The organism is Streptomyces sp. NPDC042100, from assembly GCF_055582325.1.
Genome location: NZ_JBVJDK010000006.1, coordinates 16,586 through 42,412, shown reverse-complemented (window position 1 = coordinate 42,412; position 25,827 = coordinate 16,586). Strand labels below are relative to the sequence as shown.

Here is a 25,827-nt window from a genome sequence, read left to right as displayed (position 1 = left end):
CCCGAGCGAATGCCCTGGACAAGCGATTCCTTCTCACCTCACCTGTGAGTAGGTTTCACACATGAGCCGGCCCGACCTGCCCCCGCTGAACACGCTGCTGCCCTTCGAGGCGACCGTGCGCCACGCGAGCATGACCCGGGCGGCACGGGAGCTGCACGTCACCCACGGGGCGGTCAGCCGCCAGGTGCGGAATCTGGAGCGGGCCCTCGGCACGCCCCTCTTCGAGCGGGGCCCGCGCGCCCTGCGCCCCACCCCGCAGGCCCGCCGCCTCGCCGCGGCGGTCCGGGACGCGCTCGACCTGGTCGAGGCGGCGGCCCTGGAGGTCTCGGGCCGGCGGCCCGGCGGACCGCTCGCGCTGTCCTGCGAGCCGACGCTGCTGATGCGCTGGCTGATCCCGCGCCTGCCGGACCTGGCCGCCCGGCACCCGGAGCTGACCGTGCACCTGTCGGCGGGCGGCGGGCCGGTGGCCTTCGCCCGGGACACGGTGGACGCGGCGGTGCGGCGGGACGACTTCGCCGTGCCCGAGGGGGTGAGCCGGGTGCCGCTCTTCGACGAGTGGATCGGCCCGGTCTGCCACCCCGGGCTCGCCGCGCGGCTGACCGCCGGGGAGCCGGTGCCCCTGCTGCACACCAGTACCCGGCCGGCCGCCTGGGCGGACTGGCGGCGCCTGACGGGACGGGAGTCTCCCGGAACCCCGGGCTCGGGCTTCTCCGTGGCTCCCGCTCCCGCTCCCGCTCCCGAGCAGACCTTCGAGCACTTCTACCTGGCGCTCCAGGCCGCCGTCGCCGGGGTCGGGGTCGCCGTCGGGCCGTACGCGCTCGTCCACGACGACCTGGTGCGGGGGCAGTTGGCGGCCCCGTACGGCTTCGTCGCCGACGGCACCGGCTACGGGCTGCTCAGCCCCCGCCCGCCGGAGCGGGACACGAGGGTCGCCGCGCTGCTCGACTGGCTGCGGGAGCAGGCGGCGCCGCTGACGCCGCCCGCCGGGTACCGCTTCAGGGACCGCTCCGGGGACTGATTCAGGGACGTGTCCGGGGACTGATCCGGCCCGGTCCGGCCCGGTCCGCCCTGGTCAGGACGGGGAGCGAGCTGGCAGGATCGCGCCATGCTCCCCGCTCTCACCCGTACCGCCCGCCGCCGCGTCCTCCAGGTCACGGCGGCGCTGCTGGTGCTGGCGGGCGCCCTGGTGTGGTGGCTGGCGCCGTTCGGCGCGAAGGCCCCGAGCGGACACGTCACCTTCAGCACCGGCGTGCCCTCGGGTGTGTACCAGCGGTACGGGAAGCTGCTCCAGGAGGCCCTCCACCGCGATCTGCCGGACGTGTCGATCACGCTCCGCGACAGCGAGGGCTCCCAGCAGAACCTCGCGCGGCTCGCGTCCGGCGAGGCGGACTTCACCGTGGCGACGGCGGACGCGGTGGCCCAGTACCAGCGCGACCGCAGGCCCGGCTTCGAGCGGCTACGCGGCTGCGCCCGGCTCTACGACGACTACGTCCAGCTCGTCGTCCCGAAGGGCTCGTCCGTGCAGTCGGTGGCCGACCTGCGCGGGCTGCGGGTCGGGGTCGGGCAGCCGGGCTCCGGCGTGCGGCTGATCGCCGACCGGGTGCTGGCGGCGGCCGGGGTCACCCCGGACGTCGACATCCGGCCGGTCTCGGCGGGCATCGACACCATGCCGGGCCTGCTGGAGCGGAAGCGGCTCGACGCGTTCTTCTGGTCCGGCGGCCTGCCCACCGAGGCCGTGCAGAAGCTGTCCGAGCGGACGCCGGTCCGGCTGGTGCAGCTCGACGATTCCCTGGTGGACAGCCTGCACGACGTGGGCGAGTCCACCCGCTACTACCGCTCGGCGGTGATCCCCGCCGACGCCTACGGACTGGCCCAGGACGGCAACCCGGTGAAGACCCTCGCGGTGGCGAACATCCTGGTCACCACCGACGCGGCGGATCCGGACCTGGTGGAGGGCCTGACCCGGACGGTGATCGGCAGCCGGGACCGGATCGGCGGGCAGGTCCACCCGGCGCAGCTCGTCGATCTGCGCACCGCGATCTACACCGAGCCGCTGCCCCTGCACGAGGGCGCCCGGCGGTACTACCGCTCCGTGAAGCCCTGACCGCCTCGCCGCCCGGCCGCCCGGCCCGCCCCGAAGGCTCTACGCGGCGGGCCCCGGCGCCGCCTGTCCGCGCCCGGCCTGCCGGCGCGGCTCGTCGCGCGGGACGGCGACGGTCACCTTGAGCCCGTGCGGCTCGTGGCGGGCGAAGGCGACGGCGCCGCCCCCGGCGGTGAGCAGCACCCGGGCGATGGAGAGGCCGAGGCCGGAGCCCTTGACGTTCTGGTGCAGGGGGGAGCGCCAGAAGCGGTCGCCGACCCGCTCCAGCTCCTCGTCGGTGAGGCCCGGCCCGTGGTCGGCGACCTCCACGGTGACGGTCCGGCCGCCGGGGCTCAGCGCCACGCGGACGGCGACGTCCTCGCCGGCCGGGGTGAACTTCAGGGCGTTGTCGATCACCGCGTCGAGGGCGCTGGACAGCGCCACCGGGTCCGCCCAGGCGGTGACGGCGGCGGTGTCGGCGAGCAGCGCCACGCCCTTCTCGTCGGCGACCGGGCGCCAGGAGGCGACCCGCTCGGCGGTGAGCGCCCCGATGTCGGTGAGCCGGAGGTCGGCGTCGGCGTGCTCGGCGAGCGCCAGGCCGAGCAGGTCGTCGAGGACCTGCGCGAGCCGCTTGCCCTCGGTGCGCACGGAGGCGATCTCCTCGTTGTCCTCGGGCAGCTCCAGGGCGAGCAGCTCGATGCGGAGCAGCAGCGCGGCGAGCGGGTTGCGCAGCTGGTGGGAGGCGTCGGCGACGAAGGCCCGCTGCTGTTCCAGGACGTCCTCGACGTTGTCGGCCATCTCGTTGAACGAGCGGGCCAGGCGGCGCAGTTCGGGCGGTCCGCCGGCGGCGGCGACGCGTGAGGCCATCCGGCCGGTGGCGATGTCGTGGGTGACGGCGTCCAGGATCCGGACGGGCCGCAGCACCCAGCCGGTGAGCCGGAAGGCGGCGCCGACGGCGAGCAGCATGGCGGCGGACTCGCCGGCGAAGATCAGCAGCCAGCCGTGCAGGATGCGGCTGCGGAGCTGCCCGGTGGGCGAGTCGGTGACGACGACGGCGACGACGTCACCGTCCCGTACGACCGGGGAGGCGATGGTGAGCCGGGCGTCGCTCTGCCAGGGCCAGACCTGCGGCGGGTCGTGGCTGCGGCGACCGAGCAGCGCCTCGTTGAACGCGCGTCTGCTCTCCCCCTCGTACGGTACGACCCAGTCCTCGGGGGCGGCGGCCATGGCACGGTTGTTGCGGTAGAAGATGCCGGCGCGGATGCCGTAGACGTCGTGGTAGCTGGCGAGTTCGCCGCTGAGGGTGGTCCGCCGTTCGTCGGGGCCGATGACCGACTCGTCGACGAACTGCGCGAGCGCGGCGAACCGCGCGGAGTCGTCCAGCCGGTCCACCACCACCCGCTGCTGCTCGGAGGCGGCGAGCCCGGCGGCGAGCGGGAAGCCGAGGGCCAGCAGGACGCCGGCCATCAGGACGATGAGGAGCGGGAGGAGTCGGGTGCGCACGTGCCGGCGGGTCCGGGATCAGGCGGCGGGCGCGACCAGGCGGTAGCCGACGCCCCGCACGGTCTCGATCAGGGCGGGCATCCGCAGCTTGGAGCGCAGCGAGGCGACGTGCACCTCCAGGGTGCGGCCGGTCCCCTCCCAACTGGTGCGCCAGACCTCGCTGATGATCTGCTCGCGGCGGAAGACCACGCCGGGCCGCTGGGCGAGCAGGGCCAGCAGGTCGAACTCCTTGCGGGTGAGCGCGACGGCCTCGCCGTCGACACTGACCCGGCGGGTGGGCAGCTCGATGGTGACCTGGCCCAGGCGCAGGGTGCCGTCCTCGGCGGTGCCGGTGCCGTCCTCGCCGCCGGTGGTGCGCCGGCTGACCGCGTGGATACGGGCGAGCAGCTCGCCGGTGTCGTAGGGCTTGACCACGTAGTCGTCGGCGCCGAGGTTGAGCCCGTGTATCCGGGAGCGGACGTCGGCGCGCGCGGTCACCATGATCACGGGGGTGGCGGTGAGCTTCCGGATCCGGCCGCAGACCTGGTAGCCGTCCTGGTCGGGCAGGCCGAGGTCGAGCAGGATCACCCCGTACGAGGGACGCTCGCCGTGCGCGGCGGGCAGCACGGCCTGGAGCGCCTCCTCGCCGTTGCGGGCGTGGGTGACGTGGAAGCCGTGCCGGGCGAGGATCGCGGAGAGCGCGGCGGCGACGTGGTCGTCGTCCTCGACGAGCAGCAGTCTCATGGCCCTCCTCCTCCGTGTGGTCCCTCCGCGCGGTGGCCGCGCGGGCGTCACGATGCCTACGTGTCTATCAGGGCATGAACGCCGATGGCGACGGCCACAGTCAAGTGGCCCCCCGTTCCCCCGGCGTTTCCGTTATCCACCCGGTACGGCGCCGACTGCCCCCTTCACACAGAGTGCCCGGGTGCGACCGGATCGTTATCCTCAAACTTCGCTCAGATCTGATGACGCACGTCACACCCGGTCTCTAGTGTCCTCCCCAACCGAGCAGGACGGAGCCAGAAGCCGATGAGCGGAGAGTCAGTGACCAAGGGTTCCCAGGACGCCGCACCGGCCGCGGACGACCTGGTCGTACTGTCCGACGTGAACAAGCACTTCGGCGCTCTGCACGTCCTCCAGGACATCGACCTGACCATCGCCCGCGGCGAGGTCGTGGTGGTCATCGGGCCCTCCGGGTCCGGCAAGTCCACGCTGTGCCGCACCATCAACCGGCTGGAGACGATCGACTCCGGCGCCATCACCATCGACGGGAAGCCGCTGCCCCAGGAGGGCCGGGAGCTGGCGCGGCTGCGGGCCGACGTCGGCATGGTCTTCCAGTCGTTCAACCTCTTCGCGCACAAGACGGTGCTCGAGAACGTGATGCTGGGTCAGGTCAAGGTCCGCAAGACGGAGAAGAAGGCCGCCGAGACCAAGGCCCGCGCGCTCCTGGACCGGGTCGGCGTCGGCACCCAGGCCGACAAGTACCCGGCGCAGCTCTCCGGCGGGCAGCAGCAGCGCGTGGCCATCGCCCGCGCCCTGGCCATGGACCCGAAGGTCATCCTGTTCGACGAGCCGACCTCGGCGCTCGACCCGGAGATGATCAACGAGGTCCTTGAGGTCATGCAGCAGCTGGCCAGGGACGGCATGACGATGGTGGTCGTCACCCACGAGATGGGCTTCGCGCGCTCGGCCGCCAACCGCGTGGTCTTCATGGCCGACGGGAAGATCGTCGAACAGGCCACCCCGGACGAGTTCTTCAGCAACCCGCGCAGCGACCGGGCCAAGGACTTCCTGTCGAAGATCCTGCACCACTGACGCCGTCCGGCCGGCCCTCCCCCGGCCGCACCATCCGGCGACGCGCCGCACACTGACGATCAACTACCCACGACCTGAGGGATGTTCACGATGAAGCTCCGCAAGACCGCGGCCGTGGCCGTCGCCGTACTCGCCCTGACCGCGACCGCCTGCGGCGGCAAGGAGGGCTCGGCCGGCGACAAGCCCGCCACGAAGCCCGGCGACTCCGCCGCGCCCAAGCTGCCCACGTACGCCGTCGCGAGCGGGGTGGACCTGAACTCCCCGACCTTCAAGAAGGCCAAGGAGCGCGGCAAGCTCATCATCGGCTCCAAGGCCGACCAGCCGTACCTGGGCTTCGAGGACCAGGCCACCAAGGAGCGCTCCGGCTTCGACATCGAGATCGCGAAGATGATCGCGGCCGAGCTCGGCTTCTCCCCCGACAAGATCGAGTGGAAGACCGTCAACTCCAAGCTCCGCGAGACCGCCATCTCCACGGGCCAGGTCGACTACTACGTCGGCACCTACACCATCAACGACAAGCGCAAGGCGCAGGTCGGCTTCGCGGGCCCGTACTACAAGGCCGGCGCCGACCTCCTGGTCCGCAAGGACGAGACCTCGATCACCGGCCCCGAGTCGGTCAAGGGCAAGAAGGTCTGCTCGATCACGGGCTCCACCCCGCTCCAGGAGATCAAGAAGCCGCAGTACGGCGCGGAGACCATCGAGCTCGGCAAGTACTCCGACTGCGTCCAGCAGCTGCTCACCAACCAGGTCGACGCCGTCACCACCGACGACTCGATCCTCAAGGGCTACGCCGCCGCCAACGCCGGCAAGCTCAAGGTCGTCGGCAAGCCGTTCACCGAGGAGCCCTACGGCATCGGCATGAACAAGGACGACAAGGTCCTGCGCGACAAGGTCAACGACGTCCTGGAGAAGTTCGAGAAGGACGGCACCTACAAGAAGATCTACGAGGCCACCCTGGGCCTCTCCGGCTCCGCCTACACCGAGCCGCCGGCGGTCGTGCGCTACTGACCGACTCCGGAGCGGTACGGACCGGTCCATACCGGTCTGCATCGATCCGTACTGGTCTATATCGGTCCGTACCGGTGCGGACCGCTCCGGTCCACGCCGATCCGGCCCGCGCGTGAGCGCCCCGTACGCCGCCAGGCGCTGCGGGGCGCCGCGCCCCCTGCCCGCACAGCCGCCGCCCCGCCGCCCACCGCCCGCCCGCCGCTGACTGCCGACGCGGAGTCCTCATGAACGTACTGCTCGACCATTTCCCGGAGTTCCGCGACGGATTCATAGGAACCGTGTCGATCACCGCCGTCAGCTCGGTCATCGCCCTGGTCCTCGGCATCGTCATCGCGGGCTTCCGGGTCTCCCCCGTCCCCCCGCTGCGCTTCTTCGGCACCGTCTGGGTGACCCTGCTGCGCAACACCCCGCTGACCCTGCTCTTCCTGGTCTTCTTCTTCGTCGTCCCGGAGATCCTCTTCCCGGGCATGAGCCCCTTCGTGCTCGCCTCGCTCGCGCTGGGCTTCTACACCTCCACCTTCGTCTGCGAGGCCGTCCGCTCCGGCATCTCCACGGTGCCGCTGGGCCAGGCCGAGGCCGCCCGCTCGCTGGGCATGAGCTTCTCGCAGACGCTGCGGCTGATCGTGCTGCCGCAGGCCACCCGGACCGTGCTGCCCCCGCTGAGCTCGATCTTCATCGCGCTGACCAAGAACTCCGCCATCGCCGGCGCCTTCAGCGTCACCGAGCTCTTCGGCTGGCAGACGCTCATGAGCGAGCAGGGCTACGCGATCGCCCCGGTCTTCGTCTGGGTCGCCATCGCCTACCTCGTCGTCACCTTCGCCATCAGCGGTCTCTTCCGACTCCTTGAGCGCACCATGGAGGTCGCCCGATGAGCGCCAGCGTTCTCTTCGACGCCCCCGGCCCCAAGGCCCGCGTCCGCAACCGGATCTACGCCGTCCTCGGCACCCTCCTCATCCTGGCCCTGCTCGCCGTGAGCGTGGTCCGGCTGAACGAGAAGGGGCACCTCGCCCCCGGGATGTGGGACATCTTCAACTACGCGGGCATCCGGCAGAACATCGCCGACGCGCTGCTCGCCACCCTGAAGGCCTTCGGTCTCGCGGCCGTCGGCTCCCTCGTCCTCGGCGTGCTGCTCGCCGTCGCCCGGCTCTCCGACCACAAGCCGGTCCGCTGGGCGGCCACCGGCTTCATCGAGGTCTTCCGCTCGCTGCCGCTGCTGATCACGATCTACGCGGTCTGGGTCGCCTTCCTCACCGACTACTCGATGTGGGCGCTGGCGCTCGGCCTGTCCATCTACAACGGCTGCGTCCAGGCCGAGGTGCTGCGGGCCGGCGTGAACGCGGTGCCGCGCGGGCAGCGCGAGGCCGCGTACGCGCTCGGCATGAGCAAGACCCAGGTGATGACCACCGTCCTGCTGCCGCAGGCGGTCCGGGCCATGCTGCCGACGATCATCAGCCAGCTCGTGGTGACGCTCAAGGACACCTCGCTCGGCTACATGATCCTCTACCCCGAGCTGCTGTACTCGGCCCAGCTGATCGCCTCCAACACCCTGGTCGACGGCAAGTACCCGTACGTCTCCGTGATCGTGGTCTTCGGCGTCATCTACATCGCGCTCTGCCTGGCCCTCTCCGCGCTCGCCACCTGGATCGAGCGGCGCGGCAGCCGCGCCAGGACCGGCGGAGGCGGCACACCCGCCACGGCCCCCGGCGCGGCCACCGGGCCGGCCCCGCTCGGCACCGGCACCACCACGGGCGACACCGGGGGCCCCGCCGACGGCCCTGCCATCACGAAGAACTGACGGCATGTGACATCATCCGGGGGCAGTGGCGACCGCCGCTGCCCCTGTCACTTGACGCACGCACCCGCAGTGGGTTGCATACGTTCTGTGATCAAGCTCCGGGCCCGCGCCACCTCTCGCTGTGCTACCCGCATGACCGTACGGCCTTCAGGAGCCGCGCCGTGGACCCGGTGATCATCGTGGGCGCGGGGCCCGTCGGCCTCGCGCTCTCCCTCGCCCTGGCCGCCCAGGACGTGCCCAGCGTCGTCCTCGACGAGGGCCCCGGCAAGGAGGAGCCACGCCCCGCCCGCACCGTCGTGCTGCGCGCCGACACGGCCGCCCTGGTGGAGCGGCTCGGCTGCACCACCCTGCGTGACGAAGGGGTCCGCTGGGTCGGCTGGCGCTCCCTCCGGCGCAAGCAGCAGACCCGGCACGTCCCGCTCGACCTCGGGCTCTCCGGCGACGCCGGCGCGGCCGACGGGGCCGAGGGCCCGCCCGCGCCCCTGCACATCCCCCAGCACGCCCTCGCCCGGGGACTGCGCGACGCGATCGCGCGGCACCCGCTGATCACCCTCGTACCCGACTCACGGGTCGACACCATCGAGCAGGACGGGCACGGGGTCGGCGCGCACACCCGCGGGACCGACGGCACCTGGTGGCGCGGCAGCCACCTGGTCGGCTGCGACGGCGCCCGCTCCACCGTGCGCAAGCTCCTCGGGGTCCGCTTCCCCGGGCGCACGGCCGTGGAGCGGCACGCGGTGGCCGCGCTGCGCACCGAACTCCCCTGGGCCGGCGAGGCCCTGTCGCACCGTCAGCCGCCGTGGCGGGGCGCGGGCGACGAGATCACGGCCCGGCCGCTGCCCGACGGGGTCTGGCGGATCGACTGGCTGCTGCCGCCGCGCGGCGACCTGGTCACCCCCGACGCGCTGGTGACCCGGATCCGCGACACCCTGGCCGGCTGGTGCGAGGGCACCACCCCGCCGTACGACCTGATCGACACCGGCGTGTACACCGTGCACCACCGGCTCGCCCGGCGCTGGCGGGTGGACCGGGTCTTCCTCGCCGGGGACGCGGCGCACCTGCTGGGCGCGGTCGGCACCCAGGGCCTGGACGAGGGGCTGCGGGACGTCGACAACCTGTCCTGGAAGCTCGCCCGCGCCTGGCACCACCGGGACACCTCGCCCGTGCTCCTCGACAGCTACCAGAGCGAGCGGCGCGCGGCCGTCGCCGCCCGGCTGCGGGCCGCCGACCAGTCGTTGCCGGCGCTGCGCGGCGGCGGGGGCCTGCGCGCCTACCTGCCGGGGAGCGGGCGCGGGCACGACGCGCTGCTCACCGAGGGGCACCTGGGGCGCGGCCCGCTGGGCGCGCCGCCCGCCTACCCGCACTCCCCGTTGGCCCCGCCGCTCTCGGAGGGGCGCATCCCGGTCGGCACACCAGACGGGGCCCCGGCGGAGGACGTCCGGGTGACGGCCCCCGACGGCACCACCGTGCGGCTGCGGGACCGGCTCGGCCAGGGGCGGTCGCTGGTCGTCCTGGTCGCCCCGGGCACCGGGGTGTGGGACCGGCGGCACTGGATGAGCGCGGGTGTGATGCCGAGGCTGGCCGAGGCGGTGGACGCCCTGCCGGCCCCCGCCGAGCTGCTGGTGACGGAGGGCTACCCCGGCGCCCCGGCCCACGCCGTGCTGCTGGTCCGCCCGGACGGGCACCTGGCCGCCGCGTTCGCCGGGGTCCGCCCCGAGGAACTGCACGCCGCGGCGGACGCGCTGCGCGGCGGAAGCCCGGATGTCCAGGAGACGTCCACGGACAGTGACCGGACTGCGGACGTCAATTGACCCTCGCAGGCGCGCATGGTGTACTCCGGAACGTGACCGACACCGATGTGCGCCTGTGGCGGAGGGTCCATATGGACCTGGTCCGCTACGCGGGCTGCATGTGTCGTCCGTCCTGCTGAATTCGCATCCCTCTTCCGCTTCTTCGCGCGCCGGCCCGGTCGTGCGCGCTTTCGCGAACCCTCAGGACGGTCTTCCGTGTCCCAGACACAGCACGCCCCCCTGCCCGTTCCCGGCTCCCGGGCCGGCTCCCCGACCTCGGCCGAGCTCCTGGACTTCGTCCGGCGCACGGCCGCCGACACCGCGCTGATCGCCTCCCTGCCGCTCGACCCGGAGGGCCGCACCTGGGTGCGGCTGGACGGGCCCGGCGGGAGCGAGGCCTGGCTGATCGGCTGGCCGCCCGGCACGGGCACCGGCTGGCACGACCACGCCGAGTCGCTGGGCGCCTTCGCCACCGCGCGCGGGGCCCTGAAGGAGAACTCCCTGGCCGTACGGCTGCCGGCCGGCGGCTGGAAGAACCTGGAGCTGGCGGACGGGGTGGACCGCCGCCGGGAGCTCTCGGCGGGCCAAGGCCGCGCCTTCGGCCGCCACCATGTGCACGAGGTGCTCAACGAGTCGGCGTCGGAGCACGCGGTCTCGGTGCACGCCTACTATCCGCCGCTCCCGCTGATCCGGCGCTTCAGCCGCTCGGGCCCGGTGCTCCGCCTGGAGCAGGTCGAGCGCCCGGAGGACTGGCAGTGAGCGGGCCGGCGAACGAACGGGTCGGCATCGACGAGCTCCTTGAGCGGGTCCGGGCGGGCCTGGACCGCGTCGACGCGCGCACCGCGTACGAGGCGTACGAGGCGGGTGACGCCCTGCTGGTCGACACCCGCTACGCGGCGCTGCGCGAGAGGGACGGCCTGATCCCGGGCGCCCTGGTCGTGGAGCGCAACGAGCTGGAATGGCGCCTGGACCCCCTGGGCAGCCATCGCGCGCCCCAGGCGAACAGCCATGACCTGCGCGTGGTGGTCTTCTGCAACGAGGGCTACGCCTCGTCCCTGGCCGCCGCGTCCCTGCACCAACTGGGCCTGCACCGCGCCACGGACGTCATCGGCGGCTTCCAGGCCTGGAAGTCGGCGGGCCTCCCGGTCCTCCTCCCGGCGAGAGGCACCGGCCGGTAGGGCGACGGACGGGGGCGGGGACTGCGGCCGGGCCTGAGGGGGCCGGCCTGAGGCCGGGCCCGGTTACCTCGGGGGCGGGTCGGAGCGGGTCCGGGCGGGTCGCGTCGGCCGGGGCCGGCCCGGCTAGAACGGCTCGTCCAAGCCGTCCGTGTCCTCGCCCTCCTCCGCCAGGGCCTGGCGGACCACCCGCAGGGCCATGCCCTCCGGGTATCCCTTGCGGGCGAGCATCCCGGCGAGGCGGCGCAGCCGCCGGTCGCGCTCCAGGCCGCGGGTGGCGCGCAGCTTGCGGTCGACGAGCTCGCGTGCCCGGGTCTCCTCCTGGTCGGAGTCCAGGCGCTCGACGGCCTCCTGGATGAGCGCGGCGTCGACACCCTTGGTCCGCAGCTCGCGGGCGAGCGCCCGGCGGGCGAGCCCCCGGCCGTGGTGCCGGGACTCGACCCAGGCCCCGGCGAAGGCGGCGTCGTCGATGAGCCCGACGTCCTCGAAGCGGGACAGGACCTCCTCGGCGACCTCGTCGGGGATCTCCCGCTTGCGCAGGGCGTCGGCGAGCTGCTTGCGGGTGCGGGGGGTCCCGGTGAGCAGGCGCAGGCAGATCGCCCGCGCCCGCTCAGCCGGATCCTGGGACGACAGCTCCTTCTCGGCCCTCGACGAGTCGGGGCTGTCGTCCGGCCATTCGGTGCGGCCCGTCACCGGTTCAGCTCTTGGCCGCGGTGGCCTTGGTCACCTTGGCGGCCTTGGCCGGTGCCGGGACGGAGCCGCCGTCGGCGGCCGGCTCGCCCGAGGCGCTCGCGGCGTCCGCGGCGGTCGCGGCCGAGGGCTCCTCGGGCCGGACGCCGACGCCCAGCTTCTCCTTGATCTTCTTCTCGATCTCGTCGGCGAGGTCGGGGTTGTCCTTCAGGAAGTTACGGGCGTTCTCCTTGCCCTGGCCGAGCTGGTCGCCCTCGTACGTGTACCAGGCACCGGCCTTGCGCACGAAGCCGTGCTCGACGCCCATGTCGATCAGACCGCCCTCGCGGCTGATGCCCTGGCCGTAGAGGATGTCGAACTCGGCCTGCTTGAAGGGGGGCGCGACCTTGTTCTTGACGACCTTGACGCGGGTGCGGTTGCCCACCGCGTCCGTGCCGTCCTTGAGGGTCTCGATGCGGCGGATGTCGAGCCGCACGGAGGCGTAGAACTTCAGCGCGCGGCCACCGGTCGTGGTCTCCGGCGAACCGAACATCACGCCGATCTTCTCGCGGAGCTGGTTGATGAAGATCGCGGTGGTCTTGGACTGGTTGAGCGCGCTGGTGATCTTCCGGAGCGCCTGGCTCATCAGCCGCGCCTGGAGGCCGACGTGCGAGTCGCCCATCTCGCCCTCGATCTCCGCGCGCGGGACGAGCGCGGCGACGGAGTCGATGACGATCAGGTCGAGGGCGCCGGAGCGGACCAGCATGTCGACGATCTCAAGGGCCTGCTCGCCGTTGTCCGGCTGGGACAGGATGAGGTTGTCGATGTCGACGCCCAGCTTGCGGGCGTACTCGGGGTCGAGCGCGTGCTCGGCGTCCACGAAGGCGACCTGGCCGCCGGCCCGCTGCGCGTTGGCCACGGCGTGCAGGGTCAGGGTCGTCTTGCCGGAGGACTCCGGGCCGTAGATCTCCACGACACGGCCGCGCGGCAGGCCGCCGACGCCGAGCGCGACGTCCAGGGCCGTCGATCCGGTCGGGATGACCTCGATCGGCTCCTTCGAGCGCTCGCCCATGCGCATCACGGCACCCTTGCCGAATTGCCGTTCGATCTGTGCGAGCGCGGCGTCGAGCGCCTTCTCGCGGTCGGTTCCTGCCATGGGTTCCACCCGGTTTGCTTGAGTCGATCGCTTCATGTGAAAGACGCTAACCCCTGCCACTGACAATGGGCCCCGGCGCCTCTTCCAGCCTGTGGATAACTCGGCGAAAAGCCCGTGGTTCCTCGGCTCTGCCTCTCATGAGAATGGATGTTCGATTTTCGTGTCAAGCGCACCACGCCGGTGCCGCGGGGCCTATCCCCGCCCCGGTCCCGAACCGGCCTCCCGGCCCGCGCCGGCCTGGTCCTTCTTGTGGTGCAGGGCCTTCTGGAGCCGGGCGACCACGGCCTCGCCGTAGCGCCGGTGCCCGTGCACCCGGGGGTCGTCGGTCACGTCGTACCGCTTCACGTACGCCCCGAGGAAGGCCTGCAGGGTGGCCACGGCGGGGATGGCGATCAGCGCGCCGACCGCGCCGAGCAGCGCGGTGCCCGCGATGACCGATCCGAAGGCGACCGCCGGGTGGATGTCCACCGTCTTGGAGGTCAGCTTCGGCTGGAGCATGTAGTTCTCGAACTGCTGGTAGACCACGACGAAGACCAGCACCCACAGCGCGTACCAGGGGTCGACGGTGAACGCGATCAGCATCGGGAGCGCGCCCGCCAGGTACGTGCCGATGGTCGGGATGAACTGCGAGACCAGGCCGACCCAGACCGCGAGCGCCGGCGCGTACGGCACGCCCAGGATCTCGAAGAGCACGAAGTGCGCCACACCGGAGATCAGCGCCATCAGCCCGCGCGAGTAGAGGTAGCCGCCCGTCTTGTCCACGGCGATCTCCCACGCCCGCAGCACCTCGGTCTGGCGGGCCGGCGGCAGGACGGAGCACAGCGCCCGCCGCAGCCGGGGCCCGTCTGCGGCGAAGTAGAACGAGAACAGGAAGATCGTCAGAAGCTTGAAGAGACCGCCGAGCAGGGTGGTGGAGACGTCCAGCACGCCGGAGGCGCTGTTCTGGACGTACTTCTGCAGCCAGTCGGAGCGCAGCACGCTGTCCTGCACCTCGACCCGGGACAGGTCGGTGTGGAAGTGCTGGTTGGTCCAGTTGATCAGCGAGTCGAGGTACTTGGGGAAGTTCTCGACCATGTCGACGATCTGGCCGGCCAGCATCGAGCCCAGCAGGACGACGAAGCCGACGCTCGCGACCAGGACGGCGACGAAGACGATGAAGGTGGCGAGGCCCCGGCGCATCCCGCGCGCGGCCATGCGTCCCACCGCCGGCTCGATGGCCAGCGCCAGGAAGAAGGCGAGCAGGATGTTGACGAGCAGCCCGACGAGCTGGTGGAAGGCCCAGCTGCCGAGCTGGAAGCAGGCGTAGAGGGCGAGCGCGAGCACCAGGGCCCGGGGCAGCCAGCGCGGCATTCGCGCGGCGGGGACCCCGTCGTCCGGAGCGGGCTCCGAAGCGGTCGCGGTCGCGCCGCCGGCCGCGCTCGCGGCGGCGTCGGGAGGTGGGGTGTCGTTCGCGTCGTCGGTGGCCACCCCGCCAGTCTCGCGCACCGTCCGGACATTCCGGCCAGGGGCCGTCACCTCACCGTTTCTCGGCGGGTACGCCGACGGCCGCGCAGACCGCCCGCCACACGTCCTTGGCCTCCCAGCCCGCGTCCAGCGCCTCGCGCACCGTACGCCCGCCGAGCTCGGCCATCACATGGTCCTTGGCGAAGCTCTCCGCGTACCCGGCCCCGAAGTGGTCGGCCATCCGCTCCCAGAAAATCGTCAACCGCATGAGACCAGTATCGCGCTCTCAAGGGTGCAGCCCGGCCCTAAGCCCTTGTCAGACGGGCTGTGCGCCCTACGGTCGGAACATGGCCGGAAAACCCCCAGAGAACGCGTCCCCGCTCGCCCGGGCCGAGCACTTCGTCTGGCTGACCGCCCGCGTGCTCGAACAGCGCCGGTTCGCCTACCACTTCCTGCGCGGCGGCGCCGACCCGGTGGAGACCGCCCTCGGCGCGTACCTCAACGAGGACGGCGGCTACGGACACGCCCTCGAACCGGACCTGCGCGGTCCGGTCAGCCAGCCGCTGCACACCGCGCACGCCCTGCGGGTGCTCGACTCGATCGGCCGCTGCGGCGGGCTGCGGATCGAGCGCATCTGCCGCTATCTGACCGAGGTGTCGACACCCGAGGGCGCGCTGCCCGCGATCCATCCCTCGCAGCGCGGCTATCCGGCGGCCCCGTTCGTGCCCGTCGTCGACCGGCCGCCGGGCGCGCTGCTCTCCACCGGCCCCGTCGTCGGGCTGCTCCACCGCAACCAGGTCTGGCACGCCTGGCTGTTCCGGGCCACCGAGTTCTGCTGGGCGGCCGTCGAATCGCTGGAGAAGTCCCATCCGTACGAGGTCCAGGCGGCGGTCGCCTTCCTCGACGGGGTCCCGGACCGCTCCCGGGCCCAGGCGGCCGGCGACCGGCTCGGGCGGCTGGTCCGGGAACAGCGGCTCGCGGTGCTCGACCCGGACCGGCCGGAGGACTTCCCCGTCGCGGACGGCTACGCGCCGGGCGAGCACCACTTCCCGTACGACTACGCGCGCGTGCCCGACTCGCTGGCCCGCCGCTGGTTCACGGACGAGGAGATGTCCCGCTCCCTGGACCATCTCGCGGCGAGCCAGGACGAGGACGGCGGCTGGCCGATCGGCTGGCGGCGGTGGGCGCCCGGCTCGGCCCTGGAGTGGCGGCCGGTCGTGACCGTGGAGGCGCTGCGGACGCTGCGCGCGCACGGCCGCGCGATCTGACACGGCCCCGCGCGGGGCGCGGTGTCAGCCGCCCAGCGCCCGTACCCCCGCCGTGACGAGCACCGCCGCGCCGACGACCACCAGGAAGGGGGCGCGCAGCAGCAGGGCGAGACCCGCCGCCCCGAGGCCCGCGGCGCGCGCGTCGAGGGCGAGGGCGCCCTGGCTGCTGAAGGTCTGCTGGGCGGTGAGGGCGGCCAGCAGCGCGACGGGCACGAGGGCCGCGAGGCGCTGGACCAGCGGGCGTTCCAGGGTGTCGGCCGGCACCAGCAGGCCGAGCAGTTTGACCAGGTAGCACCCGGCGGCGGTCAGGCCGATGGCGAGCCAGACGTTCATCGGCCCTCCCCCGCGCGGTCGCGGCGGCCCCGGAACCAGAGCACGGCGGGCGCGGCGAGCGCGGCGGCCAGCACCGGGACGCCGGCCGGCAGGACCGGCAGCAGGCCGAGGCCGAGGAGCACGGCGAGGGCGGCGGTGGCCCGCTCGGTGGCCGAGGTCAGCATGGGCGCGAGCAGCGCCAGGAAGACGGCGGGCCCGGCCGCGTCCAGCCCCCAGGCACCGGTGTCGCCGATGGCCTCGGCGCCGAGCGCGCCGAGCAGGGTGGTGGCGTTCCACAGCACGTACAGGGCGAGGCCGGTGACGGTGAAGCCGAGCCGCGCGGTCCGCCGGTCCGGCTGGGCGAGGGCGACGGCCGTGGTCTCGTCGATCACCCACTGCGCCGCGAAGGGCCGGACGATCCGCCGGAAGGCGAGCAACTGGCTGAGCCGGAGGCCGTAGAAGGCGTTGCGGGTGCCGAGGAAGAACGCCCCGGCGGCGGCCGTGAACGGGTTCCCGCCCGCCGCGAGCGCGCCCACCAGGGCGAACTGGGAGGCTCCGGTGAACACCAGCAGGCTGAGCGCGCAGGTCTGGAGCAGGCTGAGGCCCGAGCCCGCCGAGGTGACGCCGAAGGCGAAGCCGGAGAGCCCGACGGCGACGCCCACCCCGAGGGCGTCACGGACGACGGCCGCGTCGCTCTTCCCGGGGACTGCCGATGTGTCGCGTATGTGCGGGGGTGCTGTCTGTTCTGCCACGTCGGGGACGGTACGGGAGGACGGCGGACGGGGTCTTGTACGTTCTTGCGCACGCCTCCGCGCCGCGTACCCCGCCGTCCCGCGTACCCCGCCGTCCCGCGTACCCCGCCGTCCCACGCGCCCACCCGCTACGACAGGGACCAGCGCCGGGCGCGCTGGTAGGCCCCCGGGGGCACGCCCACGCTCCGGGTGAAGTGCCGGTTGAGGTGCGGCTGGTCCGTGAAGCCGACGGCGACGGCGGCCTGCGCCGGGGGCGTGCCCGCGTCGAGCAGCCGCCGGGCCCGCCGGACCCGGGCGTCGGTGAGCCAGGTGTGCGGTGGCATCCCGTAGGCGGCGCGGAAGGCCCTGAGCAGCGCGAAGGGGCTGGTGCCGAGCTCGGCGGCGAGCCGTTCCAGGGTCGGCGGCTCGGCCATCCGCTCCTCCAGGACGGCCCGCGCGCGGGCCGCGTCCCGGGCCCCGGCCGCGCGCGGGGCCAGCGGCCGGACCCGCCCGCCGTGGCTGCGCAGCATCCGCGCGGTCACCAGCCGCAGCATGCTGTCGGCGGCCAGCGCGTTGCCCTCCTCGGCGGCCCGGTGCACCCCGATGACGAGCTGGGCCGCGTACGGGTCGTCGACGACCGGCTCCACGAAGCCGACGGCTCCCCGCACGGCGAGGGTGTCGGCGGCGATGGCGGCGACCAGTTCGGCGTCCGGATAGATCGTGCGGTACGTCCAGCCCTCGGGCACCCCGGCGTGCCCGGTGTGCGGGGTGTCCGGGTTGACCAGGGCGATCTGCCCGGGACCGGCCCGGACCAGGTCGCCGCGGTAGTGGAAGGCCTCGACCCCGTCGGTGATGGCGGCGAAGACGAAGCTCTCGTGGGTGTGCCGGGCGAACTCCTTGCGGACGTAGTGGGCGTGCAGCAGGTCCACGGAGAGCCCCGCCGGGCGCCAGTACCGCGCCCGCTCGCCGCGTCCGACCGGCTCGCCCGCCGCCGCGTGCTCCCGGGCCGCGCGTCCGTGCCCCGCGTCGCCGTTCGCCATGCCCCCATTCTCCGCCACCCCGCTCCGCCGCCACGAGCCGGTTTCCCCAGGTCCGGGCGGTTGTCAGTGCCGGGGTGCACGATGGGGGGCATGGTCAGGTCCGCGCTCGACTCGTTCTCCCCCGCGACCCGCGGCTGGTTCACCGGGGCCTTCACGGCGCCCACGGCGGCGCAGGAGGGCGCCTGGCGGGCCATCGGCGCGGGCTCGGACGTGCTCGTGGTCGCGCCGACGGGCTCGGGCAAGACGCTCGCCGCCTTCCTCGCCTCGCTCGACCGGCTGGCCGCCACGCCCCCGCCGGCCGACGCCAAGAAGCGCTGCCGGGTGCTCTACGTGTCGCCGCTGAAGGCGCTCGCGGTCGACGTCGAGCGCAATCTGCGCTCGCCGCTGACCGGCATCCGCCAGGAGTCGGTCCGGCTCGGGCTGCCCGAGCCGGACGTGCGGGTGGGCATCCGCTCCGGCGACACCCCGCCCGCCGAGCGGCGGGCGCTGGCGACCCGGCCGCCGGACATCCTGATCACCACCCCCGAGTCGCTGTTCCTGATGCTGACCTCGGCCACCCGGGACGCCCTGGCGGGCGTCGAGACCGTCATCCTGGACGAGGTCCACGCGGTCGCCGGGACCAAGCGCGGCGCGCATCTGGCGCTCTCCCTGGAGCGGCTGGACGAGCTGCTGCCCCGGCCGGCCCGCCGGATCGGCCTGTCGGCGACGGTCCGGCCGGTGGAGGAGGTGGCGCGCTACCTCTCGCCGCGGCGGAAGGCGGAGATCGTCCAGCCGCCGTCCGGCAAGGAGTTCGACCTCTCCGTGGTCGTGCCCGTGGAGGACATGGGCGAGCTGGGCGGCTCCCCCGCGTCGGACGCCCCGGGCGGGGCTCAGGGCGGCGACCGGCCGTCGATCTGGCCGCATGTGGAAGAGCGGATCGCCGACCTCGTGCAGGCCCACCGCTCGACGATCGTCTTCGCCAACTCCCGCCGCCTCGCCGAGCGCCTGTGCAACCGGCTGAACGAGATCGCGTACGAGCGGGCCACCGGCGAGGCCCTGCCCGACGGGAAGCCGCCCGCCGAGATCATGGCCCAGTCGGGGGCGGCCCAGGGTGCCCCGCCGCTGCTGGCCCGCGCGCACCACGGCTCGGTCTCCAAGGAGCAGCGGGCCCTGGTGGAGGAGGACCTGAAGGCGGGCCGGCTGCCCGCCGTGGTGGCCACGTCCAGCCTGGAGCTGGGCATCGACATGGGCGCGGTGGACCTGGTGGTCCAGGTCGAGTCGCCCCCCTCGGTCGCCTCCGGGCTCCAGCGCGTCGGCCGCGCGGGGCACCAGGTGGGGGCGGTGTCCACGGGCGTGGTCTTCCCGAAGTACCGGGGCGACCTCGTCCAGTCGGCCGTGGTGACCGAGCGGATGCGCAGCGGCTCCATCGAGTCCCTGCGGGTCCCGGCCAACCCCCTGGACGTGCTGGCCCAGCAGCTGGTGGCGACGGTCGCGCTGGACACCTGGCAGGCGGACGACCTGCTGGCGCTGGTCCGGCGGGCGGCGCCGTTCGCCTCGCTGCCGGAGTCGGCGTTCACGGCGGTCCTGGACATGCTGGCCGGCCGCTATCCCTCGGACGCCTTCGCGGAGCTGCGCCCGCGCGTGGTGTGGGACCGGGTGGCGGGCACGGTCACGGGCCGCCCGGGCGCCCAGCGGCTCGCGGTCACCTCGGGCGGCACGATCCCCGACCGGGGCCTGTTCGGGGTGTTCCTGGCGGGCGCCGACCCGAAGAAGGGCGGCGGGCGGGTCGGCGAGCTCGACGAGGAGATGGTGTACGAGTCACGGGTCGGCGACGTCTTCACGCTGGGCACGACGTCCTGGCGGATCGAGGACATCACCCGCGACCGGGTGCTGGTCTCGCCCGCGCCGGGCGTGCCGGGCCGGCTGCCGTTCTGGAAGGGCGACCAGCTCGGCCGGCCGCTGGAGCTGGGCCGCGCGGTGGGCGCCTTCCTGCGCGAGGTGGGCTCGCTGCGGCCGGACGACGCCCGGCTGCGGCTGGTGGCCGCCGGTCTGGACGCCTGGGCCGCGGACAACGTGCTGGCGTACCTCGCCGAGCAGCGCGAGGCCTGCGGGCACGTGCCGGACGACCGCACGATCCTGGTGGAGCGCTTCCGGGACGAGCTGGGCGACTGGCGGATCGTGATCCACTCGCCCTTCGGGGCGCAGGTGCACGCCCCGTGGGCGCTGGCGCTGGGCGCCCGGCTCGCCGAGCGGTACGGGATGGACGCGCAGGTGATGCACGCCGACGACGGCATCGTGCTGCGCCTGCCGGACGCCGACCTGATGGGCCTCGACCTCCTCGACGGGCCCCCGGGCGACGGCCCCGGCGGCCCGGGCGGCTCCGCCGGCGCGGGCGGCCCGGTGGACCCGAGCCGCTTCGCCGACACCGCCTTCGACGGCGAGCAGGCACCCGTCGGCGCCGCCGACGCCGTCTTCGACAAGGGCGAGATCGGCCAGATCGTCACCGACCAGGTGGGCGGCTCGGCGCTGTTCGCCTCCCGCTTCCGCGAGTGCGCCGCGCGGGCCCTGCTGCTGCCCAAGCGCAATCCGGGCAAGCGCACCCCGCTGTGGCAGCAGCGCCAGCGGGCGGCGCAGCTGCTGGAGGTGGCGAGCGAGTTCGGCTCCTTCCCGATCGTCCTGGAGGCGGTGCGCGAGTGCCTCCAGGACGTGTTCGACGTCCCGGGCCTGACCGAGCTCATGGGGGACATCGAGGCCCGCCGGGTGCGCCTGGTCGAGGTCACCACCCCCGAGCCGTCCCCGTTCGCCCGCTCCCTGCTCTTCGGCTACGTCGCCCAGTTCCTGTACGAGGGCGACTCGCCGCTCGCCGAGCGCCGCGCGGCGGCCCTGTCGCTGGACTCCCGGCTGCTCGCCGAGCTCCTCGGGCAGGCGGAGCTGCGCGAGCTGCTCGACCCGGACGTGCTCACCGAGCTGGAGCGCGAGCTCCAGTGGCTGACGGAGGACCGGCGGATCAAGGACGCGGAGGGGGTGGCCGACCTGCTCCGGGTGCTGGGGCCGCTCACCGACGCGGAGCTGGCCGCGCGGGGCGCCGCCCCCGACTGGGCGCCGGAGCTGGGCCGGGCCCGCCGGGCCATCCGGGTGCGGATCGCGGGCGCCGAGCACTGGGCCGCGATCGAGGACGCGGGCCGGCTGCGGGACGCGCTCGGCACGGCGCTGCCGGTCGGAGTGCCCGAGGCGTTCACGGAGCCGGTGAAGGACCCGCTGGGCGACCTGCTGGCACGGCACGCCCGGACCCACGGCCCCTTCACCTCCTCGTCCGCCGCCGCCCGCTTCGGCCTGGGCACGGCGGTCACCGACGGCGCCCTCCAGCGGCTGGCGGCGGCCGGCCGGGTCGTGCAGGGCGAGTTCCACCCCTCGGGCATCGGCCAGGAGTGGTGCGACGCGGCCGTGCTGCGCCGGCTGCGGCGCCGCTCCCTCGCGGCCCTGCGGCACGAGCTGGAGCCGGTCGCCCCGGCCGCCCTCGCCACGTTCCTGCCCCAGTGGCAGCACCTGGGGAGCAGCAGCCTGCGCGGGATCGACGGCCTGGCCCGCGCGGTCGAGCAGCTCCAGGGCGCCCCGGTGCCGGCCTCGGCCCTGGAGAAGCTGATCCTGCCGTCCCGGGTGCGGGACTACTCCCCGGCCCTGCTCGACGAGCTCACGACGACCGGCGAGGTGGTCTGGGCGGGCGCGGGGGCGCTGCCCGGCAAGGACGGCTGGATCTCGCTGTATCTGGCGGACGCGGCCCCGTTGCTGCTGCCCCCGCCGCACCCGCTGGAGCAGACGGCCCTCCACGAGTCCCTCCTGACGGCCCTCTCCGGGGGGTACGGGCTGTTCTTCCGGCAGATCGCCGACCAGGTGCGGGCGACCACCCACCCGGACGCGACGGACCCGCAGCTCGCCGACGCCCTGTGGGACCTGGCCTGGTCGGGGCGGCTGACCAACGACACACTGGCCCCGCTGCGGGCCCTGCTCGGCTCGGGCCGCACGGCCGGCGCCACGGCCCACCGGGCCCGGCGCACGGTCCCGCGCGGGCGGTACGGGACGCTGGGCGCGGCCTCCCGCCCGGCCTCCCGCACGGGTCCGCCGACGGTGAGCGGCCGGTGGTCGCTGCTGCCGCCGCCGGAGCCGGAGCCGACGCACCGGGCGCACGCCCTGGCCCGCACGCTCCTGGACCGGCACGGGGTGGTGACCCGGGGCGCGGTGGCGGCCGAGGGCGTGGAGGGCGGCTTCTCGGCGACGTACCGGATCCTGTCCGCGTTCGAGGACAGCGGCCAGGCCCGCCGCGGCTATGTGGTCGAGGGGCTCGGCGCGGCCCAGTTCGCGATGGACGGCGCCGTGGACCGGCTGCGCGCGGCGGCCACCGCGCGGGACCGGGGCGTCGAAGAGGGCGCGGGCCCCCGCGCGGTGGTCCTGGCGGCGGCCGACCCGGCGAACGCGTACGGGGCCGCCCTCTCCTGGCCGGAGCCGCCGACGGGCGCCGGCCACAAGCCGGGCCGCAAGGCGGGGGCGATGGTCGTGCTGGTCGACGGCGAGCTCGCGCTCTACATGGAGCGGGGCGGCAAGACGCTGCTGTCCTGGCCGACGGACCCGGACTCCCCGGTCCTGCGGGCGGCGGCGGAGTCCCTGGCCGCGGCGGCGACGGCGGGCTCGCTCGGCACGGTGACGGTGGAGCGGATCAACGGGGCGGCCGCCCTGACCTCCCCCCTGTCCCGCGCCTTGGAGGCCGCGGGCTTCCACGCCACCCCCAGGGGCCTCCGCCTGCGCGCCTGACCCGGGCGGTGCTCCCCGAGGGCATCATGGCCCCATGCCCGAAGGAGACACCGTCTGGTCCGTCGCCCGCCGGCTGGACGAGGCGCTCGCGGGGCGGGTGCTGACCCGCTCCGACCTGCGTGTGCCCCGGTTCGCGACCGCCGATCTCACCGGGCGGCGGGTGCTCGACGTCACGCCGCGCGGCAAGCACCTGCTGGCCCGGATCGAGGGCGGGCTGACGCTCCACTCGCATCTGCGGATGGACGGGGCGTGGCGGGTCTTCGCCACCGGGGAGCGCCCGCGCGGCGGCGCGGAGCACCAGCTCCGGGCGATCCTGGGGAACGCGGAGTTCACCGCGTACGGCTACCGGCTTCCGGTCCTGGAACTGCTCAGGACCGCCGAGGAGCGGCGGGTGGTGGGCCATCTCGGCCCGGACCTGCTGGGCCCCGACTGGGACGCCGAGGAGGCCGCCCGCCGCCTGGCCGGGGACCCGGCGCGCCCGCTGGGCGAGGCGCTGCTCGACCAGCGGAACCTCGCCGGGATCGGCAACGTGTACAAGTCGGAGCTGGCCTTCCTCGCCGCCGTCACCCCCTGGCTGCCGGTCGGCGAGCTGCCGCCGGGCGTCCCCGAGCGGCTGGCGGTCACCGCCCACCGTCTCCTGGAGGCGAACAAGGCCCGCCCCGACCGCCGCACCACCACGACCGGGCGCTCCGGCGAGCGGCTGTACGTCTACGGCCGCGAGGGCCGCGCCTGTCCCCGCTGCGGCCGCCCGGTCCGCAAGGCGGAGCTCGACGACCGGGTGACGTACTGGTGCCCCGGCTGCCAACGGGGCCCGGGCCCGGGAGCGGCCTGACCCGCATCCGCCCCAGGCCGCGCCCCGGCCCAGGCCACGTCCCCCGGCTCACCCCAGGCCGCGTCCCCGCCGGTCCGACCTGACGTCCCCGCCGGATCCGACCGCCCCCGCCAATTGACGACCCGTCAGATCCGGTCGTACCGTCCGGGTCATGGCCCTCACCGCGTACGACCTCACCGGCCGCACGGCCTTCGTCACCGGAGCGGCGAGCGGCATCGGCCGCGCCACCGCCGAGCTGCTCGCCGAGGCGGGCGCCGCCGTCCACTGCGCGGACCGCGACGCGGACGGCCTCAAGGAGACCGCGGCCCGGATCGGCCGGCGCGGCGGCACCGCGCACGTCCACGCCCTGGACGTCACCGACCGCACGGCCCTCGCCGCCGCGGTGCGCGCCGCGGGCCCGCTGCACGTGATGGCGGCGGTCGCCGGGATCATGCACACGAGTACGGTCCTGGAGACCCGCGAGGAGGACCTGGACCGGGTCCTCGCGGTCAACTTCAAGGGCGTGCTGCACGCCTGCCAGGAGGCGGCGGGCGCCATGATCGAGCACGGCGTCCCGGGCTCCATCGTGACCATGGCCTCCGGGGCGATGGACACCGCGAGCCCGGGGCTGCTCTGCTACAGCGTCGCCAAGGCGGCCGTGGTGCAGCTGACGAAGACGCTCGCCGCCGAGGTGGGCCGGCACGGCATCCGGGTGAACGCGGTCGCGCCGGGCTGGATCCGCACCCCGATGACCGACCGCCACGAGCCGGCCGCGCAGGAGCAGGCCGAGGCGATGATGGTCCGCGTCTCGCCGCTCGGCCGCGTCGGCGAGTCCGAGGAGATCGCACACGCGGTGCTGCACCTGGCGAGCGACGCCTCCTCGTTCACGACGGGCCAGATCCTCCGCCCCAACGGCGGCGTCGCCATGCCGTGGTGACCGGCAGCTCCGGCACCGCCCCGAGACCTGCCTGACCTCCGGGACCTCCCTGACCACCCGGACGCCCCGAGGCGGCAGCCCGTCGTCGCGAAGAGGCGGCCACGTGCACCGGCAACAGGCTCAGCCCCCAGCCGCCCGCGGCCACCGCCCCCTCGACCGGTCCCGCCTCCCCCGGCACCAGCAGCAGGCGCATCACCGCCCACCACCAGAGCCCACCGGCCACCAGCCCGACCGCGACCAGCGTGAGCGTCACCAGCGGAACCCGTCGCCGTACCATGGCCGCCTCCTCCGGTCGACGCTAGTCCGGCAGGATCACCCTGCGGGAGGGCGCACAAGGGGCAGACCGGGCGCACACCACGCGTATCGCGGTCGCTCCCGCCGCCGTCCGGCGCTCCGCCATCGTCAGGCACTCTCCGCCTGGTACATCCAGCTGTGCTTCTCGAGGTCGGCCGTGACCGCGATCAGGATGTCCTGGCTCACCGGGTCCGGATCACCCGTCGCGTCGATGCGCTCGCGCATCCGCGCCACCACGGCGCCGAGCGCGTCCACGAGGATCCGCACGGCGTCCTCGTCCTTGATCCAGCCGTCCGGGACGGAGCCGATCGCGCTGCCGGACGCCACCGTCGTCGCCCGCCCGTCCGGGTTCACTCCTATCGCGGAGGCGCGCTCCGCCACGGTGTCGGAGTGCGTGCGGGCGGTGGTGACGACCTCGTCGAGCTGCAGGTGGACCGAGCGGAACCGGGGGCCGACCACGTTCCAGTGCACCTGCTTGGCCACCAGGGCGAGATCGACCAGATCGACCAGCGCCCCTTGCAGGGCGCCTCCGACCGTCTTGAGATCGGTCTCGGACAGCGGGCTCTTGACCACGGACATGCCTTTTCTCCCAACAGTCGTATATTCCCCCACCCTGCACGTCTCGCCCCGATCCGGCATCTCAAACACCTCACCGCACACCGCGCCCGGGGCTCCGAACGCGGGGGGAGCGGGGTACGCCGGGCAGCGGGGCGGGCGGGGAGGAGGGCGGCCTCGCGGAACGAGAGCGAGCCCCGGTCGGCACCCCGCGAGGGGGTGCCGACCGGGGCTCGGTAGCGCTCGATCGAGATGCGTCGGCCTCAGGCCGCGACGACGTCCACAGCCTCGGCGGGCGCCTTGATGGTCACCCGCTCGGTGGACACCGACGTCACCGAAACCGAGTTGAGCATCGGGCGGACCGGCGCCGGCACCGGTTCGCTCGCCGCTGCCGACGCGGCCAGTTCGGCCAGTGACAGCTCGTCGCTGACTTCACGCATGAGCTCGGACATCCGTACGTCCAGCGCGTCGCAGATCGCGGAGAGCAGCTCGGAGGACGCCTCCTTCTGCCCCCGCTCCACCTCGGATAGATAGCCGAGTGAGACTCGGGCGGACGAGGAGACTTCGCGCAGAGTACGGCCCTGGCGCTGGCGCTGCCGACGCAGCACGTCACCCAACAGGCGACGGAGCAGAATCATCGGTGGCTCCCTCCTCGGACCGCGTAGCCGCATCCTTCACGCC

The 25,827-nt window shown here is 74.0% G+C and carries 26 protein-coding genes; 14 read left to right on the top strand and 12 right to left on the bottom strand.

Annotation, left to right across the window (positions count from 1 at the left end; all coding sequences use genetic code 11):
• Window positions 1-61: 61 nt before the first annotated feature.
• Together ACZ6J5_RS15040 and ACZ6J5_RS15035 are read left to right on the top strand one after the other, a co-directional pair.
• Entirely contained in the window at window positions 62-1,018 is a 957-nt protein-coding gene (locus ACZ6J5_RS15040; RefSeq protein WP_469391446.1) for a LysR substrate-binding domain-containing protein, read from the top strand.
• 87 nt (window positions 1,019-1,105) lie between these two features.
• Window positions 1,106-2,104, top strand: coding sequence for a TAXI family TRAP transporter solute-binding subunit (locus tag ACZ6J5_RS15035; RefSeq protein ID WP_469391444.1), 999 nt, complete (start codon window positions 1,106-1,108; stop codon window positions 2,102-2,104).
• A gap of 39 nt (window positions 2,105-2,143) precedes the next feature.
• Here the strand turns inward: ACZ6J5_RS15035 and ACZ6J5_RS15030 are convergent, their stop codons facing one another.
• Together ACZ6J5_RS15030 and ACZ6J5_RS15025 are read right to left on the bottom strand one after the other, a co-directional pair.
• The gene (locus ACZ6J5_RS15030; protein ID WP_469391442.1) at window positions 2,144-3,583 is read right to left on the bottom strand and encodes a sensor histidine kinase; all 1,440 of its coding nucleotides are present in this window, start codon (window positions 3,581-3,583) and stop codon (window positions 2,144-2,146) included.
• Between the two features lie 18 nt (window positions 3,584-3,601).
• The gene (locus ACZ6J5_RS15025; RefSeq protein ID WP_469391440.1) at window positions 3,602-4,306 is read right to left on the bottom strand and encodes a response regulator transcription factor; all 705 of its coding nucleotides are present in this window, start codon (window positions 4,304-4,306) and stop codon (window positions 3,602-3,604) included.
• 285 nt (window positions 4,307-4,591) lie between these two features.
• Between ACZ6J5_RS15025 and ACZ6J5_RS15020 the strand changes: the two genes are divergently transcribed.
• From ACZ6J5_RS15020 to ACZ6J5_RS14985, 8 genes are all read left to right on the top strand, one after another.
• Window positions 4,592-5,377, top strand: coding sequence for an amino acid ABC transporter ATP-binding protein (locus tag ACZ6J5_RS15020; RefSeq protein ID WP_469391438.1), 786 nt, complete (start codon window positions 4,592-4,594; stop codon window positions 5,375-5,377).
• A 90-nt stretch (window positions 5,378-5,467) separates the two neighbouring features.
• Complete coding sequence (locus ACZ6J5_RS15015; protein ID WP_469391437.1) at window positions 5,468-6,385, top strand: glutamate ABC transporter substrate-binding protein; 918 nt, start codon at window positions 5,468-5,470, stop codon at window positions 6,383-6,385.
• Window positions 6,386-6,609: 224 nt separating this feature from the next.
• On the top strand, window positions 6,610-7,257 hold the full coding sequence (locus ACZ6J5_RS15010) for an amino acid ABC transporter permease (RefSeq protein ID WP_469391435.1): 648 nt from the start codon (window positions 6,610-6,612) through the stop codon (window positions 7,255-7,257).
• Complete coding sequence (locus ACZ6J5_RS15005; RefSeq protein ID WP_469391433.1) at window positions 7,254-8,180, top strand: amino acid ABC transporter permease; 927 nt, start codon at window positions 7,254-7,256, stop codon at window positions 8,178-8,180. The genes ACZ6J5_RS15010 and ACZ6J5_RS15005 overlap by 4 nt, the downstream gene beginning before the upstream one ends.
• Window positions 8,181-8,341: 161 nt before the next feature.
• Entirely contained in the window at window positions 8,342-9,991 is a 1,650-nt protein-coding gene (locus ACZ6J5_RS15000) for an FAD-dependent monooxygenase (RefSeq protein WP_469391431.1), read from the top strand.
• A 32-nt stretch (window positions 9,992-10,023) separates the two neighbouring features.
• Window positions 10,024-10,110 (top strand): putative leader peptide, encoded by an 87-nt coding sequence (locus ACZ6J5_RS14995; protein WP_358477332.1) that lies wholly within the window; start codon window positions 10,024-10,026, stop codon window positions 10,108-10,110.
• Window positions 10,111-10,186: 76 nt separating this feature from the next.
• Window positions 10,187-10,729: a cupin domain-containing protein gene (locus tag ACZ6J5_RS14990; RefSeq protein ID WP_469391429.1), complete on the top strand. Its 543-nt coding sequence runs from the start codon at window positions 10,187-10,189 to the stop codon at window positions 10,727-10,729.
• Window positions 10,726-11,148 carry a rhodanese-like domain-containing protein gene (locus ACZ6J5_RS14985; protein WP_469391427.1) on the top strand — a complete coding sequence of 141 codons (423 nt, stop codon included), beginning with the start codon at window positions 10,726-10,728 and terminating at the stop codon, window positions 11,146-11,148. Before ACZ6J5_RS14990 ends, ACZ6J5_RS14985 begins: the two co-directional genes overlap by 4 nt.
• Window positions 11,149-11,271: 123 nt before the next feature.
• Here the strand turns inward: ACZ6J5_RS14985 and recX are convergent, their stop codons facing one another.
• The 4 genes from recX to ACZ6J5_RS14965 form a co-directional block, all read right to left on the bottom strand.
• A complete protein-coding gene (recX, locus tag ACZ6J5_RS14980; RefSeq protein WP_469391425.1) occupies window positions 11,272-11,838 on the bottom strand; it encodes a recombination regulator RecX in 567 nt (188 codons plus the stop codon).
• 4 nt (window positions 11,839-11,842) lie between these two features.
• Window positions 11,843-12,970, bottom strand: coding sequence for a recombinase RecA (gene recA, locus ACZ6J5_RS14975; RefSeq protein ID WP_469391423.1), 1,128 nt, complete (start codon window positions 12,968-12,970; stop codon window positions 11,843-11,845).
• A gap of 192 nt (window positions 12,971-13,162) precedes the next feature.
• Complete coding sequence (locus tag ACZ6J5_RS14970) at window positions 13,163-14,320, bottom strand: AI-2E family transporter (RefSeq protein ID WP_469392144.1); 1,158 nt, start codon at window positions 14,318-14,320, stop codon at window positions 13,163-13,165.
• Between the two features lie 166 nt (window positions 14,321-14,486).
• On the bottom strand, window positions 14,487-14,681 hold the full coding sequence (locus ACZ6J5_RS14965; RefSeq protein WP_469391421.1) for a DUF3046 domain-containing protein: 195 nt from the start codon (window positions 14,679-14,681) through the stop codon (window positions 14,487-14,489).
• Between the two features lie 79 nt (window positions 14,682-14,760).
• Between ACZ6J5_RS14965 and ACZ6J5_RS14960 the strand changes: the two genes are divergently transcribed.
• Complete coding sequence (locus ACZ6J5_RS14960; protein WP_469391420.1) at window positions 14,761-15,681, top strand: hypothetical protein; 921 nt, start codon at window positions 14,761-14,763, stop codon at window positions 15,679-15,681.
• A gap of 24 nt (window positions 15,682-15,705) precedes the next feature.
• Here ACZ6J5_RS14960 and ACZ6J5_RS14955 read toward each other — a convergent pair whose 3' ends face one another.
• The 3 genes from ACZ6J5_RS14955 to ACZ6J5_RS14945 all read right to left on the bottom strand — a co-directional run bounded on the left by ACZ6J5_RS14955 (window position 15,706) and on the right by ACZ6J5_RS14945 (window position 17,764).
• Window positions 15,706-16,014 carry an AzlD domain-containing protein gene (locus ACZ6J5_RS14955; protein WP_469391418.1) on the bottom strand — a complete coding sequence of 103 codons (309 nt, stop codon included), beginning with the start codon at window positions 16,012-16,014 and terminating at the stop codon, window positions 15,706-15,708.
• Entirely contained in the window at window positions 16,011-16,745 is a 735-nt protein-coding gene (locus ACZ6J5_RS14950; protein WP_469391416.1) for an AzlC family ABC transporter permease, read from the bottom strand. The genes ACZ6J5_RS14955 and ACZ6J5_RS14950 overlap by 4 nt, the downstream gene beginning before the upstream one ends.
• A 128-nt stretch (window positions 16,746-16,873) precedes the next feature.
• Window positions 16,874-17,764: an AraC family transcriptional regulator gene (locus tag ACZ6J5_RS14945; RefSeq protein ID WP_469391414.1), complete on the bottom strand. Its 891-nt coding sequence runs from the start codon at window positions 17,762-17,764 to the stop codon at window positions 16,874-16,876.
• Between the two features lie 90 nt (window positions 17,765-17,854).
• Between ACZ6J5_RS14945 and ACZ6J5_RS14940 the strand changes: the two genes are divergently transcribed.
• The 3 genes from ACZ6J5_RS14940 to ACZ6J5_RS14930 all read left to right on the top strand — a co-directional run bounded on the left by ACZ6J5_RS14940 (window position 17,855) and on the right by ACZ6J5_RS14930 (window position 24,297).
• Window positions 17,855-22,549 carry an Lhr family ATP-dependent helicase gene (locus ACZ6J5_RS14940; protein ID WP_469391412.1) on the top strand — a complete coding sequence of 1,565 codons (4,695 nt, stop codon included), beginning with the start codon at window positions 17,855-17,857 and terminating at the stop codon, window positions 22,547-22,549.
• A gap of 34 nt (window positions 22,550-22,583) precedes the next feature.
• The gene (locus ACZ6J5_RS14935; RefSeq protein ID WP_469391411.1) at window positions 22,584-23,381 is read left to right on the top strand and encodes a DNA-formamidopyrimidine glycosylase family protein; all 798 of its coding nucleotides are present in this window, start codon (window positions 22,584-22,586) and stop codon (window positions 23,379-23,381) included.
• A 151-nt stretch (window positions 23,382-23,532) separates the two neighbouring features.
• Entirely contained in the window at window positions 23,533-24,297 is a 765-nt protein-coding gene (locus ACZ6J5_RS14930) for an SDR family NAD(P)-dependent oxidoreductase (protein WP_469391409.1), read from the top strand.
• Here ACZ6J5_RS14930 and ACZ6J5_RS14925 read toward each other — a convergent pair.
• The 3 genes from ACZ6J5_RS14925 to ACZ6J5_RS14915 all read right to left on the bottom strand — a co-directional run bounded on the left by ACZ6J5_RS14925 (window position 24,245) and on the right by ACZ6J5_RS14915 (window position 25,784).
• On the bottom strand, window positions 24,245-24,574 hold the full coding sequence (locus tag ACZ6J5_RS14925) for a hypothetical protein (protein ID WP_469391407.1): 330 nt from the start codon (window positions 24,572-24,574) through the stop codon (window positions 24,245-24,247). The two genes, ACZ6J5_RS14930 and ACZ6J5_RS14925, sit on opposite strands and share 53 nt — an antisense overlap.
• A gap of 125 nt (window positions 24,575-24,699) precedes the next feature.
• Complete coding sequence (locus tag ACZ6J5_RS14920) at window positions 24,700-25,170, bottom strand: Dps family protein (protein WP_469391405.1); 471 nt, start codon at window positions 25,168-25,170, stop codon at window positions 24,700-24,702.
• Between the two features lie 239 nt (window positions 25,171-25,409).
• Window positions 25,410-25,784, bottom strand: coding sequence for a helix-turn-helix domain-containing protein (locus ACZ6J5_RS14915; protein ID WP_469391403.1), 375 nt, complete (start codon window positions 25,782-25,784; stop codon window positions 25,410-25,412).
• Window positions 25,785-25,827: the final 43 nt, after the last annotated feature.

Excerpts from the sequence above, each read along its gene's own strand:
- ACZ6J5_RS15020 (WP_469391438.1), top strand. The coding sequence starts at position 4,592 with ATGAGCGGAGAGTCAGTGACCAAGGGTTCCCAGGACGCCGCACCGGCC.
- recA (WP_469391423.1), bottom strand. The coding sequence starts at position 12,970 with ATGGCAGGAACCGACCGCGAGAAGGCGCTCGACGCCGCGCTCGCACAG.
- ACZ6J5_RS15025 (WP_469391440.1), bottom strand. The coding sequence starts at position 4,306 with ATGAGACTGCTGCTCGTCGAGGACGACGACCACGTCGCCGCCGCGCTC.
- ACZ6J5_RS14925 (WP_469391407.1), bottom strand. The coding sequence starts at position 24,574 with ATGGTACGGCGACGGGTTCCGCTGGTGACGCTCACGCTGGTCGCGGTC.
- ACZ6J5_RS14955 (WP_469391418.1), bottom strand. The coding sequence starts at position 16,014 with ATGAACGTCTGGCTCGCCATCGGCCTGACCGCCGCCGGGTGCTACCTG.
- ACZ6J5_RS14930 (WP_469391409.1), top strand. The coding sequence starts at position 23,533 with ATGGCCCTCACCGCGTACGACCTCACCGGCCGCACGGCCTTCGTCACC.
- ACZ6J5_RS14945 (WP_469391414.1), bottom strand. The coding sequence starts at position 17,764 with ATGGCGAACGGCGACGCGGGGCACGGACGCGCGGCCCGGGAGCACGCG.
- ACZ6J5_RS14965 (WP_469391421.1), bottom strand. The coding sequence starts at position 14,681 with ATGCGGTTGACGATTTTCTGGGAGCGGATGGCCGACCACTTCGGGGCC.
- ACZ6J5_RS15035 (WP_469391444.1), top strand. The coding sequence starts at position 1,106 with ATGCTCCCCGCTCTCACCCGTACCGCCCGCCGCCGCGTCCTCCAGGTC.
- ACZ6J5_RS15015 (WP_469391437.1), top strand. The coding sequence starts at position 5,468 with ATGAAGCTCCGCAAGACCGCGGCCGTGGCCGTCGCCGTACTCGCCCTG.
- ACZ6J5_RS15010 (WP_469391435.1), top strand. The coding sequence starts at position 6,610 with ATGAACGTACTGCTCGACCATTTCCCGGAGTTCCGCGACGGATTCATA.
- ACZ6J5_RS14920 (WP_469391405.1), bottom strand. The coding sequence starts at position 25,170 with ATGTCCGTGGTCAAGAGCCCGCTGTCCGAGACCGATCTCAAGACGGTC.
- ACZ6J5_RS14915 (WP_469391403.1), bottom strand. The coding sequence starts at position 25,784 with ATGATTCTGCTCCGTCGCCTGTTGGGTGACGTGCTGCGTCGGCAGCGC.
- ACZ6J5_RS14935 (WP_469391411.1), top strand. The coding sequence starts at position 22,584 with ATGCCCGAAGGAGACACCGTCTGGTCCGTCGCCCGCCGGCTGGACGAG.
- ACZ6J5_RS15040 (WP_469391446.1), top strand. The coding sequence starts at position 62 with ATGAGCCGGCCCGACCTGCCCCCGCTGAACACGCTGCTGCCCTTCGAG.
- ACZ6J5_RS15005 (WP_469391433.1), top strand. The coding sequence starts at position 7,254 with ATGAGCGCCAGCGTTCTCTTCGACGCCCCCGGCCCCAAGGCCCGCGTC.
- ACZ6J5_RS14960 (WP_469391420.1), top strand. The coding sequence starts at position 14,761 with ATGGCCGGAAAACCCCCAGAGAACGCGTCCCCGCTCGCCCGGGCCGAG.
- ACZ6J5_RS14940 (WP_469391412.1), top strand. The coding sequence starts at position 17,855 with ATGGTCAGGTCCGCGCTCGACTCGTTCTCCCCCGCGACCCGCGGCTGG.
- ACZ6J5_RS14970 (WP_469392144.1), bottom strand. The coding sequence starts at position 14,320 with ATGCCGCGCTGGCTGCCCCGGGCCCTGGTGCTCGCGCTCGCCCTCTAC.